15 protein-coding genes are annotated in these 18,806 nt (G+C 72.6%); 12 read left to right on the plus strand and 3 right to left on the minus strand.

Going from position 1 to position 18,806, the window contains the following annotated elements:
- The first annotated feature begins 119 nt into the window (after positions 1-119).
- From LG632_RS15345 to LG632_RS15370, 6 genes are all read left to right on the plus strand, one after another.
- Complete coding sequence (locus LG632_RS15345) at positions 120-1,265, plus strand: CaiB/BaiF CoA transferase family protein (RefSeq protein WP_264201837.1); 1,146 nt, start codon at positions 120-122, stop codon at positions 1,263-1,265.
- Positions 1,265-2,290, plus strand: coding sequence for an LLM class F420-dependent oxidoreductase (locus tag LG632_RS15350; protein ID WP_226727653.1), 1,026 nt, complete (start codon positions 1,265-1,267; stop codon positions 2,288-2,290). The genes LG632_RS15345 and LG632_RS15350 overlap by 1 nt, the downstream gene beginning before the upstream one ends.
- Before the next feature lie 13 nt (positions 2,291-2,303).
- Positions 2,304-3,446 carry an acyl-CoA dehydrogenase family protein gene (locus tag LG632_RS15355; RefSeq protein WP_226727655.1) on the plus strand — a complete coding sequence of 381 codons (1,143 nt, stop codon included), beginning with the start codon at positions 2,304-2,306 and terminating at the stop codon, positions 3,444-3,446.
- A gap of 26 nt (positions 3,447-3,472) precedes the next feature.
- Positions 3,473-4,687 carry an acetyl-CoA C-acetyltransferase gene (locus LG632_RS15360; protein WP_226727657.1) on the plus strand — a complete coding sequence of 405 codons (1,215 nt, stop codon included), beginning with the start codon at positions 3,473-3,475 and terminating at the stop codon, positions 4,685-4,687.
- A gap of 53 nt (positions 4,688-4,740) precedes the next feature.
- The gene (locus LG632_RS15365) at positions 4,741-6,909 is read left to right on the plus strand and encodes a 3-hydroxyacyl-CoA dehydrogenase NAD-binding domain-containing protein (protein ID WP_226727658.1); all 2,169 of its coding nucleotides are present in this window, start codon (positions 4,741-4,743) and stop codon (positions 6,907-6,909) included.
- Between the two features lie 215 nt (positions 6,910-7,124).
- Positions 7,125-8,030, plus strand: a complete 906-nt coding sequence (locus LG632_RS15370) for a hypothetical protein (RefSeq protein ID WP_226727660.1) — start codon at positions 7,125-7,127, stop codon at positions 8,028-8,030.
- Positions 8,031-8,084: 54 nt separating this feature from the next.
- On the opposite strand, the gene LG632_RS15375 is transcribed toward LG632_RS15370, so the two are convergent.
- Entirely contained in the window at positions 8,085-8,825 is a 741-nt protein-coding gene (locus LG632_RS15375) for a MerR family transcriptional regulator (RefSeq protein ID WP_226727661.1), read from the minus strand.
- A 91-nt stretch (positions 8,826-8,916) separates the two neighbouring features.
- Here LG632_RS15375 and LG632_RS15380 point away from each other — a divergent pair, with 91 nt between their 5' ends.
- The 3 genes from LG632_RS15380 (at position 8,917) to LG632_RS15390 (ending at position 11,553) form a co-directional block, all read left to right on the plus strand.
- Complete coding sequence (locus LG632_RS15380; RefSeq protein ID WP_226727662.1) at positions 8,917-10,749, plus strand: AMP-dependent synthetase/ligase; 1,833 nt, start codon at positions 8,917-8,919, stop codon at positions 10,747-10,749.
- Between the two features lie 238 nt (positions 10,750-10,987).
- Entirely contained in the window at positions 10,988-11,209 is a 222-nt protein-coding gene (locus tag LG632_RS15385) for a hypothetical protein (protein ID WP_226727663.1), read from the plus strand.
- Between the two features lie 8 nt (positions 11,210-11,217).
- Positions 11,218-11,553, plus strand: coding sequence for a DUF6193 family natural product biosynthesis protein (locus LG632_RS15390; protein ID WP_226727665.1), 336 nt, complete (start codon positions 11,218-11,220; stop codon positions 11,551-11,553).
- Between the two features lie 51 nt (positions 11,554-11,604).
- Here LG632_RS15390 and sph read toward each other — a convergent pair whose 3' ends face one another.
- Positions 11,605-12,594: a sphingomyelin phosphodiesterase gene (gene sph / locus LG632_RS15395; RefSeq protein WP_226727667.1), complete on the minus strand. Its 990-nt coding sequence runs from the start codon at positions 12,592-12,594 to the stop codon at positions 11,605-11,607.
- 160 nt (positions 12,595-12,754) lie between these two features.
- Here sph and LG632_RS15400 point away from each other — a divergent pair, with 160 nt between their 5' ends.
- Positions 12,755-13,687: an oxygenase MpaB family protein gene (locus LG632_RS15400; protein WP_226727669.1), complete on the plus strand. Its 933-nt coding sequence runs from the start codon at positions 12,755-12,757 to the stop codon at positions 13,685-13,687.
- A gap of 78 nt (positions 13,688-13,765) precedes the next feature.
- On the opposite strand, the gene LG632_RS15405 is transcribed toward LG632_RS15400, so the two are convergent.
- On the minus strand, positions 13,766-15,304 hold the full coding sequence (locus tag LG632_RS15405) for a M1 family metallopeptidase (protein WP_226727671.1): 1,539 nt from the start codon (positions 15,302-15,304) through the stop codon (positions 13,766-13,768).
- Positions 15,305-15,600: 296 nt separating this feature from the next.
- Between LG632_RS15405 and LG632_RS15410 the strand changes: the two genes are divergently transcribed.
- On the plus strand, positions 15,601-16,473 hold the full coding sequence (locus LG632_RS15410; protein WP_445271389.1) for an SCO6745 family protein: 873 nt from the start codon (positions 15,601-15,603) through the stop codon (positions 16,471-16,473).
- 89 nt (positions 16,474-16,562) lie between these two features.
- Positions 16,563-18,806, plus strand: a 2,244-nt coding sequence (locus LG632_RS15415) for a Tex family protein (RefSeq protein ID WP_226727675.1), incomplete at its 3' end; no start/stop codon positions are given.

The raw sequence follows: 18,806 nt of genomic DNA on the forward strand, positions 1-18,806 counted from the left end.
CCCGGGCCGCTAAGCGCTCGCTCAATCGGGTGCGGGCGGGGGCTTGTGCTGCGTGGAACGCGTTCCTAGCATCGCTGGTGTTACATCAGTTGTGTCATACGCCTGGCGCTGGGGGCTCGATGGCAGTGGCAAGGACCGGCCCGCTCGCGGGAGTACGCGTCGTCGAACTGGCGGGCATCGGCCCGGGCCCGTTCGCCGCCATGCTCCTGGCCGACCTGGGCGCGGACGTCGTGCGCGTGGACCGGCCCGGCGGCCCCGGCCTCGCCGTCGATCCCGCCCACGACGTCACCAACCGCAACAAGCGCTCCGTCGTGCTCGACCTCAAGTCCGCCGAGGGCCCCGCCCGGGTCCTGGACCTGGTCGAGCGGGCCGACGTGCTCATCGAGGGCTTCCGCCCCGGCGTCGCCGAGCGGCTCGGCGTCGGCCCCGAGGAGTGCCGGGCCCGCAACCCCCGGCTGGTCTACGGCCGGATGACCGGCTGGGGCCAGCAGGGCCCGCTCGCGCACACCGCCGGGCACGACATCGCCTACATCGCCGTCACCGGCGCCCTCGGCATGATCGGCAGTCCCGGCGAGCCGCCGGCCGTCCCCGCCAACCTGGTCGGGGACTACGCGGGCGGCTCCCTCTACCTGGTCGTCGGCGTCCTCGCCGCGCTCCACCACGCGCGGGCGACCGGCACCGGCCAGGTCGTGGACGCCGCCATCGTGGACGGCACCGCCCACCTCACCGCCATGATCCACGGCATGGTGGCCGCCGGCGGCTGGCAGGACCGGCGCGGGGCCAACCTGCTCGACGGCGGCTGCCCCTTCTACGGCTGCTACGAGACCTCCGACGGCGGCTACATGGCGGTCGGCGCCCTGGAGCAGCAGTTCTACGACACCTTCGTGGACCTGCTCGGCATCGCCGACCGGGCCCCCGCCCGCAAGGACCTCGCCCGCTGGGGCGAGCTGCGCGAGGCCGTCGCCGCCCGGTTCAGGACCCGTACCCGGGCCGAGTGGACGGCCGTCTTCGAGGGCACCGACGCCTGCGTGGCCCCGGTGCTCTCGCTGCGCGAGGCGCCCGGCCACCCGCACCTCGCCGCCCGCGGCACCTTCACCGAGGCCGGCGGGATCACCCAGCCCGCACCCGCGCCCCGCTTCTCCGCCACCCCCACCGCCGTCGACGGCGGCCCCGCCCTGCCCGGCGCCCACACGGCGGAGGTCGCCCGCGACTGGGACCTGCCCGCCCTGGCCCCGGGCGATGCCCGCCCCGCGAAGGACGCCTGATGGAACTGTCCATGCTGCTCGACTACGCGGGGAACCCGCGCCGCGCCGCCGACGAGGCCGCCGCGCTGGAGTCCGCCGGCCTGGACGCCGTATGGGTCGCCGAGGCCTGGGGATTCGACTCCCCGACGATCATGGGCTACCTCGCGGCCCGCACCGAGCGGATGAAGATCGGCTCGGCCGTCGTCAACGTCTACTCGCGCACGCCCGCCCTGATCGCCCAGACCGCCGCCGGCCTGGACGCGCTCTCCGGCGGCCGGGCCCTGCTGGGCCTGGGCGCCTCAGGCCCTCAGGTGGTCGAGGGCTGGCACGGAAAGCCGTACGACCGTCCCCTCGGCCGCACCCGGGAGACCGTGGAGCTGTGCCGGCGCATCTGGCGCCGCGAGACCATCGACCACCACGGCATCACCGACATGCCGCTGCCGCCCGAGAAGGGCGGGCGGCACGGAAAGCCGCTGAAGATCCTCACCCGTCCCGTCCGCCCCGGCATCCCCGTCTACATCGCCTCGCTCGGCCCCGCCAACGTGGCCCTGACCGCCGAGATCGCCGACGGCTGGCTGCCCACCTTGTTCCTGCCCGAGAAGGCCTCCCAGGTGTGGGGCGACGCCCTCGCGCGGGGCGCCGCCGCCCGCCCCGCCGAGCTGGGCCCGCTGCAGATCGTCGCGGGCGGCCTGCTCGCCATCGGCGAGGACGCGGCCGCCGTACGGGAGCTGGCCCGGCCGCAGATCGCGCTGTACGTCGGCGGGATGGGCGCCGTCGGCAAGAACTTCTACAACGACCTCGCCGTCGCCTACGGCTACGAGGAGGAGGCGCGCCGGATCCAGGAGCTCTACCTGTCCGGCCGCAAGCGGGACGCGGCCGCCGCCGTGCCGGACGAGTTCTGCGAGCTGATGACGCTGTGCGGCCCGGAGGGCTACGTCCGCGACCGGATCGAGGCCTTCCGCGAGGCGGGCGTGACCATGCTCAACGTCACCCCGGTCGGCCCGGAGCCCGCCCGGCTGGTCGAAACCGTCAAGAACTGGCTCTAGGAGGGCCCCGAGAATGAAGCGCCGGATCTTCGAGGCCGAGCACGAGGCGTTCCGCGAGACCGTCCGCACGTTCCTGGCCAAGGAGGTGCTCCCGCACTACGCGCAGTGGGAGAAGGACGGGATCGTCAGCCGCCAGGCATGGCTGGCCGCCGGCCGCCAGGGACTGCTGGGCACGGCCGTGCCGCAGGAGTACGGCGGCGGCGGCAACCCCGACTTCCGCTACGCCGCCGTCCTGGCCGAGGAGTTCACCCGGGCCGGCACGCCCGGGCTCGCCCTCGGCCTGCACAACGACATCATCGGCCCGTACCTGACCTCGCTGGCCACCGAGGAGCAGAAGCGGCGGTGGCTGCCCGGTTTCTGCAGCGGTGAGACCGTCACCGCCATCGCCATGACCGAACCGGGCGCCGGCTCCGACCTCCAGGGCATCCGGACCACCGCCGAGGACCGCGGAGACCACTGGGTGCTGAGCGGCTCCAAGACCTTCATCTCCAACGGCATCCTCGCCGACCTGGTGATCGTCGTGGCCCGGACCACCCCCGAGGGCGGGGCGCACGGCCTGTCCCTGCTGGTCGTCGAGCGGGGGGCCGAGGGCTTCGAGCGCGGCCGCAACCTCGACAAGATCGGCCAGAAGGCGCAGGACACCGCCGAGCTGTTCTTCCACGACGTGCGCGTCCCCAAGGAGAACCTGCTCGGCGAGCTCAACGGCGCCTTCGTCCACCTGATGACGAACCTCGCCCAGGAGCGGCTGGCCATCGCCATGGCCGGCATCGCCGCGGCCGAGCACCTGCTGGAGATCACCACCGCGTACGTCAAGGAGCGCGAGGCCTTCGGCCGGCCGCTGTCCACGCTCCAGCACATCCGCTTCGAGATCGCCGAGATGGCCACCGAGTGCGCCGTCACCCGTACCTTCGTCGACCGGTGCATCATCGACCACACGCGGGGCGAGCTGGACCACGTGCACGCCTCGATGGCCAAGTGGTGGGCCACCGAACTCCAGAAGCGGGTCGCCGACCGCTGCCTGCAGCTGCACGGCGGGTACGGCTACATGAGCGAGTACCCCGTCGCGCGGGCCTTCACGGACGGGCGCATCCAGACCATCTACGGCGGGACGACCGAGATCATGAAGGAAATCATCGGCCGCTCCCTCCTCAGTTAGACCTTCCTCCCCGAAAGGCAAGACCTGTGAGCAGCGAAGCTTACGTGTACGACGCGATCCGCACTCCGCGCGGCCGGGGCAAGGCCAACGGCGCCCTGCACGGGACCAAGCCGATCGACCTGGTCGTGGGCCTGATCCAGGCCCTGCGCGAGCGCAACCCCGACCTGGACCCGGCGGCGATCGACGACATCGTGCTCGGCGTGGTGGGACCCGTCGGGGACCAGGGCTCCGACATCGCCCGGATCGCGGCGATCGCCGCGGGCCTGCCCGACACCGTGGCGGGCGTGCAGGAGAACCGCTTCTGCGCCTCCGGCCTGGAGGCCGTGAACATGGCCGCCGCCAAGGTCCGCTCCGGCTGGGAGGACCTGGTCCTCGCCGGCGGCGTGGAGTCGATGTCGCGGGTGCCGATGGCCTCCGACGGCGGCGCCTGGTTCGCCGACCCGATGACCAACTTCACCGTCAACTTCGTCCCCCAGGGCATCGGCGCCGACCTGATCGCCACGATCGAGGGATTCAGCCGGCGCGACGTGGACGAGTACGCCGCCCTCTCCCAGGAGCGCGCCGCGACCGCCTGGAAGGAGGGCCGGTTCGACCGGTCCGTCGTCCCGGTGACCGACCGCACCGGGCTGGTCGTGCTCGACCACGACGAGCACATGCGCCCGGGCACCACCGCCGACAGCCTCGCGGCCCTCAAGCCCTCCTTCGCCGACATCGGCGAGCTCGGCGGTTTCGACGCCGTCGCGCTGCAGAAGTACCACTGGGTCGAGAAGATCGACCACGTCCACCACGCGGGCAACTCCTCCGGCATCGTCGACGGCGCCGCCCTCGTCGCCATCGGCTCCCGTGAGGCCGGCGAGCGGGCCGGCCTCACACCGCGCGCCCGGATCGTCTCCGCGGCCGTCTCCGGCTCCGAGCCGACCATCATGCTCACCGGGCCCGCCCCGGCCACCCGCAAGGCGCTGGCCAAGGCCGGGCTGACCATCGACGACATCGACCTCGTCGAGATCAACGAGGCCTTCGCCGGCGTCGTCCTGCGGTTCGTCAAGGACATGGGCATCGGCCTGGACAAGGTGAACGTCAACGGTGGGGCGATCGCGCTCGGCCACCCGCTGGGCGCCACCGGCGCGATGATCCTCGGCACCCTCGTCGACGAGCTGGAGCGCCAGGACAAGCGCTACGGCCTGGCCACCTTGTGCGTCGGCGGCGGCATGGGCATCGCCACCGTCGTCGAACGCCTCTGACACCGTCCCGTCCCCGCAGCCCCCTCCGTACGGACTGACCGAAAGCAGTGACCATGAGCGAGTCCAGCACGATCCGCTGGGAACAGGACGAGACCGGCGTCGTCACCCTCGTCCTCGACGACCCCCACCAGTCCGCGAACACCATGAACCAGGCCTTCAAGGACTCGATCGCCGCGGTCGCCGACCGCGCCGAGGCCGAGAAGGACTCCGTCCGCGGCATCATCGTCACCTCCGCCAAGAAGACCTTCTTCGCGGGCGGCGACCTCAAGGACATGATCCGGCTGCGCCGCGAGGACGCGCAGCTCGCCTTCGACACCGGCATGGAGATCAAGCGCTCCCTGCGCCGCATCGAGACCCTCGGCGTGCCGGTCGTCGCCGCCATCAACGGCGCGGCCCTCGGCGGCGGTTACGAGATCGCCCTGGCCTGCCACCACCGCGTCGCCCTCGACGCCCCGGGTTCCAGGATCGGCCTGCCCGAGGTCACGCTGGGCCTGCTCCCCGCCGGCGGCGGTGTCACCCGTACGGTGCGCCTGATGGGCATCGCCGACGCCCTGCTGAAGGTGCTGCTCCAGGGCACCCGGTACAACCCGAAGCGGGCGCTGGAGAACGGCCTGGTCCACGAACTGGCCGCCACCCCCGAGGAGATGCTCGCCAAGGCCCGCGCCTTCATCGACGCGCACCCCGAGTCGAAGCAGCCCTGGGACGTCCCCGGCTACCGGATCCCCGGCGGCACCCCCTCGAACCCGAAGTTCGCCGCCAACCTCCCGGCGTTCCCGGCCAACCTCAAGAAGCAGCTGAACGGCGCCCCGTACCCGGCCCCGCGCAACATCCTGGCCGCCGCCGTCGAGGGCTCCCAGGTGGACTTCGAGACCGCGCAGGTCATCGAGGCCCGGTACTTCACCGAACTGGTCACCGGCCAGACCGCGAAGAACATGATCCAGGCGTTCTTCTTCGACCTGCAGGCCGTCAACGCCGGCCGCAGCCGCCCCCAGGGCGTGCCGCCGCGCAAGGTCACCAAGGTCGCCGTGCTCGGCGCCGGCATGATGGGCGCGGGCATCGCCTACTCCTGCGCCCGAGCCGGCATCGAGGTGGTGCTCAAGGACGTCACCGCCGAGGCCGCCGCCAAGGGCAAGGCGTACTCGCAGAAGCTGCTGGAGAAGGCCGTCTCGCGCGGGCGCACCAGCCAGGCGCAGGCCGCGGAGCTGCTGGCCCGGATCACCCCGACCGCGGACGTCGCCGACCTCGCCGGCTGCGACGCCGTGATCGAGGCCGTGTTCGAGGACACCGCCCTCAAGCACCGGGTCTTCCAGGAGATCCAGGACGTCGTCGCACCGGACGCCCTGCTGTGCTCCAACACCTCGACGCTGCCGATCACTTCGCTCGCCGAGGGCGTCTCCCGTCCCGCCGACTTCATCGGACTGCACTTCTTCTCGCCCGTCGACAAGATGCCGCTGGTGGAGATCATCAAGGGCGAGCGGACCGGCGAGGAGGCCATCGCCCGGGCCTTCGACCTGGTCCGGCAGATCAACAAGACCCCGATCGTGGTCAACGACTCGCGCGGCTTCTTCACCTCGCGCGTCATCGGCCAGTTCATCAACGAGGGCGTGGCGATGGTCGGCGAGGGCATCGAGCCCGCGTCCGTCGAGCAGGCCGCCGCGCAGGCCGGCTACCCGGCCAAGGTGCTCTCGCTGATGGACGAGTTGACCCTGACCCTGCCGCGCAAGATCCGCAACGAGACCCGCAAGGCCGTCGAGGCCGAGGGCCGCACCTGGACCGCGCACCCGGCGGACCAGGTCATCGACCGGATGGTCGACGAGTTCGAGCGCCCGGGCCGCAGCGGCGGCGCCGGCTTCTACGACTACGTGGACGGCAAGCGGGCCGGCCTGTGGCCGGGGCTGCGCGAGCACTTCGCCAAGCCCGGCGCGGAGATCCCGTTCGAGGACATGGTCGAGCGGATGCTCTTCTCCGAGGCGCTGGACTCGGTGCGCTGCCTGCAGGAGGGCGTGCTGACCTCGGTCGCGGACGCCAACATCGGCTCGATCATGGGCATCGGCTTCCCGGCCTGGACCGGTGGCGTGCTCCAGTACGTCAACGGCTACGAGGGCGGCCTGCCCGGCTTCGTGGCCCGGGCGCGCGAACTCGCCGCCGAGTACGGCGAGCGCTTCACCCCGCCCGCCCTGCTGGTCGAGAAGGCCGAACGCGGCGAGACCTTCACCGACTGACCGCCGCCGCCGGGCCACCCCGCCGCCCGTCCCCCGGCCGACCGCTCGCGGCCGACCGGGGGAACGGGCGCCCGGGGCGCCCTCCCGCGTCCCGGCGCGCCGGCCCGAGATGCACCGCCGCCGCCCCGGGCGCACGATGGACGGGCACGCGTCCTCCACCTGACCGTGCACGGCTTGGGGGAGCACCTGTTCACGTGCGAAGAACGGGGTGAACCATGAGGAAAGCCCTGGTGGCCGCATGCGCCACCGCCTCGCTGGCCGTCCTGCCGGCGGTGCCGGCGACACCCGCGGCGGCCGCGTCGCCGTACTGCGACGAAACGGCCCAGAACACCTCGATCCTCTTCTACAAGAGGGGCAGCGGCGAGGCGGGCACCGCCACCTTGTCTGCGGGTCACTACCGGTACACGGGCGCGCTGCGCCTGCCCGCCGGGTACACGCACGCCGCCGCGAGCCGCGACTCCCTGCTGCTGTACAACGCGGACACCGGGGCCGGGGAGACCGGCACCTTCACCGAAGGCCGGTACCGGCGGGTGCAGACCTACGACAACTTCTCGACCGGGTGGACGCACCTGGAGGCGTCGGGCGACTCGGTGATCGCCTACAACTCCGCCACCGGACACGGCGGTACGGGCACGCTGACGGACGGCCGGTTCCAACAGGTGCGCACGTACGACAACTTCAGCAAGGGCTGGGCGTTCATGGCCGCCTCGTGCGACACCCTGGTCGCCACGACCGCCAGGAAGGGCTCGACCGAGTTCCCCAAGAGCAACGTCGGGTACGGCAGGCTCCAGGACGGCGTCTACACGCACGTCGGCAACAGGGACGGGGACGTGTTCCTCGGAACGCTCGTCGCCACCGAGGACTCGGTCATGGGCATGGCGAGGAACGGCTCCGAGCTCCGGTACCACGTGGCCAGGGCGGCCGACGGCAGGGTCGGCTCCTTCCGTGCGACCGGCACGTCGGGCGTGTGGAACACCGTGGGCCGGACCGCGGACAGCCTGTTCTTCTACAAGACCGACGGCACCGCCTGGATCTCGACGCTCACCGGTGGCAGATACCGCAACGTCGGCCCGCTGAACAACGTCTCCTCGGGCTGGTCGATCATCGAAGGCGGCGTGTGAGCCGGACGGGGCCAGGGCGTGTGAGGCGGCAAGTCGCCCGACAGCGGGCGGTGTTCACTCGGACTCCGAGGCGAACGCCGCCCGCAGTTCGTCGCGCAGCGACCGCTGGAAGGCCGTGACCAGGGCCTGCACCACCAGCGGTGGCATGTGCGCCGACAGCGCCTTCATCGACTCCACCCGCTCCGGGTCGTCCTCCCCTTCGGTGAACGGCCCCCACACCTCGTCCCGGAACAGCGCCGTCAGCTCGTGCGCCGTCGCCCGCGCGTGCTCCATCAGCACCTGCCGGGCCGCCAGGATCGTCCCGTGCGAGATCGGTACGTCGAGCAGCGCGACCCCCAGCCGCAGCAGGGCGGGGTCCACCCGGAAGCCGTCGCCGGCCGGGCCGATCACGTTCATCGCGGTGAGCCGCCGGACGTCGGTGTCCGACAGGGCCCGCCCGGCCCGTCTCTCCAACTCCTCCCGGGACGTCTCCTGCTCGGGGTCGGGTGCCCAGCTGGCCACCAGCGCCCGGTGGATGGCCAGGTCGTGGGCGCTCAGATCGTCCGGCAGGGCGTCCAGGTAGCGCTCGATCGCCGACAAGGTCATGCCCTGCAGCTGGAGTTCCTCGATCAGAGCCAGCCGGGACAGGTGCTCGGGGCCGTAGTGCCCGACCCGACGAGGACCGATCACGGGAGGGGGCAAAAGCCCGCGCGTGCTGTAGAACCGTACGGTACGGACGGTGACACCGGCTCGCGCGGCGAGTTCGTCCACGGTCAGCGTGAGCGTGGGCGTGGACTCCTGCGCCTGGCTGCTCATCGGCTGTGCCTCGCTCTCGCTCTCTGATCTGCGCCTCAGGTTCAACAGTATTGCTGTCGCACCAACGATGTGAAACGGCCAGGAGCTGCCCATGCCGACGAACCTGCCACTGCCCGGACGCCCCGACGAGATCACCCTCCCCGCCCTGCTCGCCCGCAACGCCGCCGACCACGGCGAGCTGCCCGCCCTGTCCTGGCGGACCGCCCCGGAAGCGGCCTGGACCACCCTGAGCTGGTCCGAGGTGCGCCGCAAGGTCGCCGTCCTCGCCGCCGGGTACGCCGCCCTCGGCGTCCAGCGCGGCGACCACGTCCTGATCATGATGGGCAACCGCCCCGAGCACTGGCTCACCGACCTCGCCCTCGTCCACCTCGGCGCCGTCCCCGTCACCGTCTACGGCACGTCCGCGCCCGAGCAGGTCGCCCACGTCGCCCGCCACAGCCGGGCCCGGCTCGCCCTGGTCGAGGGCGCCCGCGAGCTGCCCCGCTGGGAGCCGCTGCTGGGGGACCCCACGGCCGAGCTGGAGCGCCTCGTCGTCGCCGAGCCCGCCGAGGCCGGGCCGCACACCACGTACGGCGCCCTCTACGCGGCCGGCGCCCGCCGCTTCGACTCCGAGGCCTTCGAGAAGGCCTGGCGCGAGACCCGCCCGCAGGACCCGCTCACCGTCGTCTACACCTCCGGCACCACCGGCGTCCCCAAGGGGGTCCGGCTCAGCCACCGCAACATCCTGCTCCAGTCCGTCCGCCTGGACCGGCGCGTGGAGCTGCCCGAGCACGCCGAGCACCTCTGCTACCTGCCGTTCGCGCACATCGCCGAGCGGATCCTCGGCATCTACCTGCCGCTGCTGCGCGCCGCGCACGTCCGGCTGTGCGCCGACCCGGCGCTGGTGGCCGGCGCGGTGCGGGAGCTGCGCCCGGTGCAGTTCTTCGGCGTGCCCCGGGTCTGGGAGAAGCTCGCCGCCGCCGTACGGGCCGTACTGGCGCGGCTGCCCGAGGAGCAGCGCCGGGCGGTGGCGGAGGCCAACGAGCTCGCCCGCGCCCACGCCGGCCACCGCGAGCGCCGCGAGGAGGTCCCGCCCGCGCTCGCCGAGGCGTACGCGCGGGCCAAGGAACGGGTGCTGGACCCGCTGCTGGGCCTGGCCGGGATGGACCGCCTGGTGTGGACGGCCAGCGCCACCGCGCCGATGCCGCTGGACGTGGTGCGGTTCTGGGCGGGGTTCGGCGTCACGATCATGGACGCCTGGGGGCTGACCGAGACCTCGGGCGTGTGCACCGTCAACAGCCCCGACGACTTCCGGCTCGGGTCGGTGGGCCGCCCCATCGAGGGCCTGGAGCTGCGCATCGCCGAGGACGGCGAGATCCTCACCCGGGGCGCGACGGTGTTCGACGGCTATCTGCGGTCCGACGGATCGGTGGAGGGCGCGAGCGACGCCGAGGGCTGGTTCGCGACCGGTGACGTCGGCCGCCTCGACGCCGACGGGTTCTTGTGGATCACCGACCGCAAGAAGGAGCTGATCATCACCTCCAACGGCAAGAACGTCTCCCCGGCCCTGGTGGAGAACACCGTCAAGGAGCATCCGCTCATCGGCCAGGCCCTGGTCCACGGCGACGGCCACCCGTACCTGGTCGCCCTGCTGGTCCTGGACCCCGAACTGGCCCCGGCCTGGGCCGCGTCCCGGGGCATCGAGGCCCCCTCCCTCGCCGCCCTGGCCGACCATCCGGCGGTCCGCGAGGAGATCGCCCGCGCGGTGGAGACGGCCAACTCCCGCCTCAACCGCACGGAACAGATCAAGCGCTACCGCCTCCTGGCGCGGGAGTGGTCGCCCGAGTCCGGTGAACTGACCCCGACCATGAAGCTCCGCCGCCGGATCGTCCGGACCATGTACGCCGCCGAGCTCGACGGCCTGTACGAGGAGAGCCCCTGGTGACCTGAGTCGGAGGTTCGTCGGGAGATCGGCGTCATCCCCGCCCGGCGGGGCACAGGCGTCTCCCGCCGGGCGGTGCACGCCTGACAGCCCGCCGCGACTCCCGGACCTGGCCCGCACCGGGCTCGTCCGCGGACCGCCGAGCTCGCTGTGCGGGCAGTCGCCACCGGCGCCGCCGCCGACTGGTGGGCCGCCGAACGCGTCGAAACCCCGAGAAGCGGTGGAAGAGGGGCGATTGCCGATGAACAGCGGGTCGGTGGACAGCTGGAACGTCTGCGAACAGTGGGTCGCGTTCTTCGGCGTACCCTCCAACCCCGAGGACGAGCGTCCCGGGTGCTCCTGGGAGTCCGTCGACTGGTACACCCAGGTCGGCGACGGGGGCTTCAAGCAGGTTCACGTTCCCAAGCCCGACATCCTGGAGATCCAGCCGGACCTGTCCGAGCTGCCGAAGCACAAGAAGTGAGGGGTGACATGACCGCCGACGAGAACGGAAGCGGAGCCGGTGCCGCCGAGGTGGTTGCCGAGCAGTGGCGGGCCGTGCTCGGCTACCCCTCGGACGCGATCGATCCCGAGATGGTGAGGGCCGCTTACGCCCAGCCGCGGCTGCGGGTGCTGTATCCCTCGGTCAGCCACGCCGTGCTGGGGCTCAGCCGGTGGACGGGCTACCCGCCCGACCAGCAAGTCCCGGTCGTCTACCCCCGGGTATGCGGTGGGTACGAGGTCGTCCGCCACGGCGAGGGCCTGCTGGGGGAGGCCGCCACGGCCGAGGAGGCCTTCGCGCTGGTCGTGGCGCACCTGCCCGGGTGACGGACGGACGGGCGGCCGCCCCCGCGTGGGCGGGGACGGCCGCGCGGGGCGTCAGGAGCCGGTGACCGGGTAGTGGTCGCTGAGGTTGGTGTAGGTGTAGCTCTGGCCCCAGCTGCTCACCGTCCACGGAGCGGTCTGCTCCTTGATCACGTCGTTGTTCCAGGCGGCCGGCCGGGCGTGGCCCGCGCGGTGCAGGACGTAGTCGAGGTCCTCGCGCGGGTCCGTCGGGTAGCGGTAGCGCGCGATCGAGTTGTCCGCCGTGTCGAACGAGTACGCGTGCCCCGTGCGGCTGTCGGCACCGACCAGGCCGGCGTGGGAGAGCATCGCGGCGTACTCGGGGGTGCGCGAGTCCACGTTCAAGTCGCCGGCCACGAAGACCTGTTCGGTCGCCGGGATGTTCTTCGCGTCGAGGAAGGCGTCGATCGTGCGGAACTGGCGCGCCCGCATTTCCGCCGCCTCGCCCGCGCCGCAGCCGGGGTCGGTGGACTGCGCGTGGGTGCCGACCACGTGCACGTTCGCGCCGTTGACGTTCAGCACCACGTACGCGAAGCCCTTGTTGGACCACCAGTCGGCGCCGCAGGCGTCCTTGTAGACCCACTGCTCCTTGCGCACGATCGGCCACTTGCTGAGGATCGTCACGCCCCCGTCCTCGGGCGTGGTCGAGGAGTACGAGCCGCCGGTGGCGTCCCACCCGCTCTTGCCGCGGCCCACCACCGGGGTCTGGTACGGGTACTGCGAGGCCGCGTTCGCCTTGAGCGCGTCGGAGGCGGAGTTGTCGAAGGCCTCCTGGAGCACGACCACGTCGTGGCCCTGGAAGAACGACGTCCTCGGTATCTGCGCGGCGCGGTGGTCCTGGCCCCAGTTGGGGTAGAGGTTCTTGCTCATCAGGAAGACGTTGTACGTGAGGACGCTCACGCGCGGCGTGGCCGCGGCGGCGGTCCCGTCGGCCGCCGCCGGGGTGGCGGTGGCGACCAGGGCGGCGGTGACCGCGGACGCGGCGAACGCGACGGCGGCCTTGGTGCGCGCGCTGGAGAACGGCATGGGGTCTCCCGTGACCTTGGGGGGTGAGATCGACGGCGCCATACAAGCAGCCCCAGTTACTTCTGGGTAACACCCGTGACAAGACTTTCTGACGGGAGCACGGCAGCCCGGCGCGCACCCTGCCCGGCCGGGCCCGGCACGTTCCTCGCATACTGGGACCATGGAGACGACACAGCCCCCCGAGCGGCCCGAGGCCGCCTCCCGCGAGGCCGCCGCCCGGCGCCGGGCGGAGCCCGCGCCGCCCCCGCCCGGCGGAGTGCTGTGGACCCTGGCCGGGGACGTCCGGCAGCTGCTGATGCTGCCCGCCGCCTTCACCCTCCAGGTCGCCCACCCGGCCGTCGCCGCGGGCGTCGACTCCTACTCGGTGTTCCGCACCGACCCCTGGGGCCGCGGCGAGCGCTCGTTGCGTTCCGTCCAGCTGTGGACGTACGGCGGCGCGCAGGCGGCCGAGGAGGGCCGCCGGGTGCGCCGGCTGCACCGCGACATCCAGGGCACCGACACCCGGGGCCGCCGCTACCACGCCCTCGACCCGGCCTGCTACGCCTGGGTGCACGCCACCGGCTTCCCGATCTACCACCACGCCGGCCGGTACCTGCTGCGGCCCCTCACCCCGGCCCAGGAGCGCCGGCTGTACCAGGAGTGGCTCCAGATCGGCCGGATCCTCGGCCTGCGCGACCGGGACATGCCGCAGACCATCGAGGAGTACTGGCCGTACTACCGCCGGATGCTGGCCGAGGAGATCGAGCCCACCGCGGTCGCCCGCGAGCTGGTGGCCACCGACGTCCCGCTGCCCTGCCCGAAGGTCGGTTCCCGGCCGGTACGGCTGCTGCTGCGGCTGACGTGGCCCGTGCTGCGCGTGTGGTTCCTGCGGCTGCGGGCCTTCGTCACCGCCGGTTACATGCCGCCCGAGGCCCGCGCCGCCGTCGGCCTGGAGTGGACCCCGGCGCAGGAGCGCAAGCTGCGCCGGTTCAGTGCCGTCGTACGGGTCGTGGTGCCGCTGCTGCCGGAACGGCTGCGCTACCTGCCGCTGGCCCGGGAGGCGCGGGCGCGGTGGCGCGCCGGCACCTGGGACGAGGTGCCGGCGCGTCCGTGATCAACCGCCTGTGATCAGCCGCCCGGGGTAGCCGCCCGTGGTGGGCGCCCGTGGTGGGCGCCTGTCGCCGACCGCGCGTCAGTGCCCGTGGTCGTGCCCGCGGCCGCGGTCGTGGTCGTGGTCGTGCACCGTGTTGGTCGCGGCGATCTTCTTCCATGACTTCGGCTCCACCTGGGCCGTCGGCGCCGCGAACGAACGCGCCGTGGCCGCCGCGGACTTGGGGGAGGGCGCTGCCGGCTTGCCGGGCGTGTACAGCCAGGTCTCGAACAGCTGGGCCAGCGGCTTGCCGGAGATCTTCTCCGCGTACCGCACGAAGTCGCCCACCTTGGCGTTGCCGTAGGCGTGCGCGGTCGGCCAGCCCCGCAGGATCTCGAAGAACTTCTCGTCGCCGATCTCGTTGCGCAGCGCCTGCAGGGCGATGGCGCCGCGGTCGTAGACCGCCCCGTGGAACTGGTTCTCCGGGCCCGGGTCGCCCGGCTTGACCTGCCAGAACGGGTCCTCGGCCGGCCGCGACGACCAGGCCCAGTCGGCCAGTTCCTGCGCGGTGCCCTCGCCCTCCTTCTCCGACCACAGCCACTGCGCGTAGCGGGCGAAGCCCTCGTTGATCCAGATGTCCTTCCAGCCGTCGACCGACACGCTGTCGCCGTACCACTGGTGGGCCAGCTCGTGGACGACCACCGAGACGTTGGCGCCGTTGGCGAACTGGCGCGGGCTGTAGAACGGGCGGGTCTGCGTCTCCAGGGCGTAGCCGCTGGTCACGTTCGGGACGTAGCCGCCGAGCGCGTTGAACGGGTACGGGCCGAAGACCCCCTCCAGCCACTCGGTGACCTCACCGGTGCGCTCGATGCTGGCGCGTGCGGCACCCGCGTGGTCGCCGAGGTCCTTGCTGTACGCGTTGACGATCGGCAGGCCGTTCGCGGTGGTGGCGGTGGTGATGTCGAACTTGCCGATGGCGAGCGTGGCCAGGTACGTCGCCTGCGGCTTGTTGGACCGCCAGTTGTAGCGCGTCCAGCCCAGCCGCGAAGTCTGCGACTGCAGCACGCCGTTGCTGATGGCCTGGGTGCCGTCGGGCACGTTGACGGAGACGTCGAACGTGGCCTTGTCCAAGGGGTGGTCGTTGCTGGGGAACCACCAGATGGCCGAATCCGGCTCCTGTGCGGCGACCCCGCCGTCCGGGGTGCGGTGCCAGGCGGTCCACCCGTCGACCTTGAACTCCGAAGGCTTGCCCGCGTACTTGACCACGACGGTCAGCGGCTTGTCGCGCTTGACCGGGGAGGCCGGGGTGACCTCCAGCTCCTGGGTGCCGCTGCGGGCGAACGCCGCCTTGAGCCCGTTGACGCGCACCTCGCTGACCTGGAGGCCGAAGTCCAGGTTGAAGCGCGACAGGTCCTGCTTGGCGGTGGCCAGCAGGGTGGCCGTGCCCTGCAGCAGGTCGGTGGTGGGCTGGTACGTGAGCCGGAGGTCGTAGTGCGAGACGTCGTAGCCGCCGTTGCCGCTGGCCGGGTAGTAGGGGTCACCGATGCCCGGGGCGCCCGGGACCGAGCTCGCCGCGGAGGCCGGGATCACCAGCAGCAGGGACGCGGCAAGCACGGACGGGGCGATTGCTCTGCGGTACACGAATGCTCCAAGGGGTAGGAGAGGCGGTTCCGTTCGACCGTATTCACCCCTGGAGCCCCGGGTCATGTCCATGGCCCCTGCTGTCACACGATCGCCATTCAGCCGTCATGATCTTGGTTTGCGACGCCCGGCGCCCCTTGCCCGAGCCGCGCCCCCCGTGCCCGAGCCGGGCCCCCGGCGCCCGAGCCGCGCCCCCCGTGCCCGAGCCGCACCGCTCCCGGCGCCTCCGCCGGCCCGGCGGGCGCGCGGCCCGTGGCCGGGCCGGGGCTGTTCGACGTACCAAGCAGTCGCTTAGTATGCCGGGCATGACGCTTCCGCCGCAGGCCGCCCGCCGTGCCTGGCACGCCGCCATCAACCCGCTGCACGCCACCGTCTACTTCTCCCCGGACACCTTCAAGGAGTTCGCCGCCCTCGGCGTGCGCAGCACCAGCGCCGCCAACCTGGCCGCGCGCTCCGCCGCGATGGGGGCCGTCGGCCCCGGCGTGGTCGCCGCCACCTTCTACAACTACAGCCACGAGCTGCTCTCCCGGCACCTGCCCGCCGTCTGGGAGACCATCACCCCCGAGCAGGCCGTCGCCGCCCGCTACCGCGCCGCCGACGCCACCCTGCGCCGGCTGCTCGGCGAGGAGACCGTGGCCTCCGCCGAGCTGGCCGAGGCCGCCGAGCTCGCCCTGCGCGCCGCCGAGGGCTGCACCCGGCACGCCCGGCCGCTCTACTCCGCCCATGCCGACCTGCCCGTGCCCGACGCGCCGCACCTACGGCTGTGGCACGCCACCACCTTGCTGCGCGAACACCGCGGCGACGGCCACGTGGTCGCCCTGCTCGCCGTCGGGCTGGATCCCGTCGAGGCCCTCGTCAGCCACAGCGCCACCGGCAAGGGCATGTCCGGCAAGTGGCTCCAGGACACCCGCGGGTGGACCCAGGACGACCTCGACGCGGCCAAGGACCGGCTGCGCGGGCGCGGGGTGCTCGACGCGGACAGCGAGCTCACCGAGGACGGCCGCGCGCTGCGCGAGCGGCTGGAGGCCGAGACCGACCGCCTCGACGCCGCCCCCTACGAGCACCTGGGCGCCGAGGGCCTGGCCCGCCTCACCGAACTCGGCGGCGGCTTCGTCCTGCGGGCCGTCAAGGCGGGCGCCTTCCCCGCGGACCTGTTCGGCAAGGCCTGAGCGACCGGTCGGCTCCGCATGTCCGGTCCTGTCGGCCCCACCTGCCACAATGACAGCCTTCCCGCAGGAGACGAAGGCAGGACCGGATCGTGACGACGTCCATCGAAGGCAGGATCGCCGAGGAGCTCGGCGTACGGGAGCGGCAGGTCAAGGCCGCAGTGGAGCTGCTCGACGGCGGCTCCACCGTGCCGTTCATCGCGCGCTACCGCAAGGAAGCCACCGAGATGCTCGACGACGCCCAGCTGCGCACCCTGGAGGAGCGCCTGCGGTATCTGCGCGAGCTGGAGGACCGGCGCGCGGCGATCCTGGAATCCGTACGCGAGCAGGGCAAGCTCGACGCCGAGCTGGAGGCCCGGATCAACGCGGCCGACACCAAGGCCCGGCTGGAGGACATCTACCTGCCGTTCAAGCCCAAGCGGCGCACCAAGGCGCAGATCGCCCGCGAGGCCGGCCTGGAACCGCTGGCCGACGGCCTGCTCGCCGACCCCTCGGTCGAGCCGGCCGCCGCCGCGGCCGCCTTCGTGGACCCCGACAAGGGCGTCGCCGACCCGGCCGCCGCCCTGGAGGGCGCCCGGGCCGTCCTCACCGAGCGGTTCGGCGAGGACGCCGACCTGATCGGTGAACTGCGCGAGCGCATGTGGACCCGCGGCCGGCTCGTCGCGAAGGTCCGCGAGGGCAAGGAGGAGGCGGGCGCCAAGTTCGCCGACTACTTCGACTTGGCCGAGCCGTTCACGCAACTGCCCTCGCACCGGGTGCTGGCCATGCTCCGCGGTGAGAAGGAGGACGTCCTCGACCTCACCCTGGAGCCCGAGGCCCCCGACGACGCGGCGGTCCCCGGCACCTCCTCGTACGAGCCGATCATCGCCCGCCGCTTCGGCATCCGCGACCAGGGCCGCCCCGGCGACAAGTGGCTCGCCGACACGGTCCGCTGGGCCTGGCGCACCAAGATCCAGGTCCACCTCGGCATCGACCTGCGGCTGCGGCTGCGCCAGGCCGCCGAGGACGAGGCGGTGCGGGTCTTCGCCGCGAACCTGCGCGACCTGCTGCTCGCCGCCCCCGCCGGCACCCGCGCCACCCTCGGCCTGGACCCCGGCTTCCGCACCGGGGTGAAGGTCGCCGTGGTCGACGCCACCGGCAAGGTCGTCGCCACGGACGTCATCCACCCGCACGTCCCGGCCAACCGCTGGGACGAGGCCCTCGCCAAGCTCGCCCGGCTCGCCGAGCAGCACCAGGTGGAGCTGATCGCCATCGGCAACGGCACCGCCTCCCGCGAGACCGACAAGCTGGCCGGCGACCTCATCGCCCGCCACCCGGAGCTGAAGCTCACCAAGGTGATGGTCTCCGAGGCCGGCGCCTCGGTGTACTCCGCCTCCGCCTTCGCCTCGCAGGAGCTGCCGGACCTGGACGTGTCGCTGCGCGGCGCCGTGTCCATCGCCCGCCGCCTCCAGGACCCCCTCGCCGAACTGGTCAAGATCGACCCGAAGTCCATCGGCGTCGGCCAGTACCAGCACGACCTGTCCGAGGTGAAGCTCTCGCGCTCCCTCGACGCGGTCGTCGAGGACTGCGTCAACGGCGTCGGCGTCGACGTCAACACCGCCTCGGCGCCGCTGCTCGCCCGCGTGTCGGGCATCAGCGGCGGACTCGCGGAGAACATCGTGGCCCACCGCGACGCCCACGGCCCCTTCCGCAGCCGCAAGGCCCTCAAGGACGTGCCGCGCCTGGGACCCAAGGCGTACGAGCAGTGCGCCGGCTTCCTGCGCATCCGCGGCGGCGACGACCCGCTGGACGCCTCCAGCGTGCACCCGGAGGCCTACCCGGTGGTGCGCGCCATGGGCAAGAAGGCCGGCGGCGAGGTCGCGGCGCTGATCGGCAACACCGCCGTGCTGCGCTCGCTGCGCCCGGACGACTTCGTCACCGAGGCCTTCGGCCTGCCCACCGTCTCCGACATCCTGCGGGAGCTGGAGAAGCCCGGCCGCGACCCCCGCCCGGCCTTCCGGACGGCCTCGTTCAAGGAGGGCGTCGAGAAGATCGGCGACCTGCGGGCCGGGATGGTCCTTGAGGGCGTCGTCACCAACGTGGCCGCCTTCGGCGCCTTCGTGGACGTCGGCGTCCACCAGGACGGCCTGGTGCACGTCTCGGCGATGTCGAAGACCTTCGTCAAGGACCCGCGTGACGTGGTCAAGCCCGGGGACATCGTCCGCGTGAAGGTCATGGACGTGGACATCCCGCGCAAGCGGATCTCGCTGACCCTGCGCCTGGACGACGACGCGGCCGACCGCGCCGGCGGCGGCGCGCCCCGGCAGCGCCAGGACCGGCAGGAGCGCGGCGACCGC

The organism is Streptomyces antimicrobicus (genome assembly GCF_020532625.1).
Lineage (GTDB): Bacteria > Actinomycetota > Actinomycetes > Streptomycetales > Streptomycetaceae > Streptomyces > Streptomyces antimicrobicus.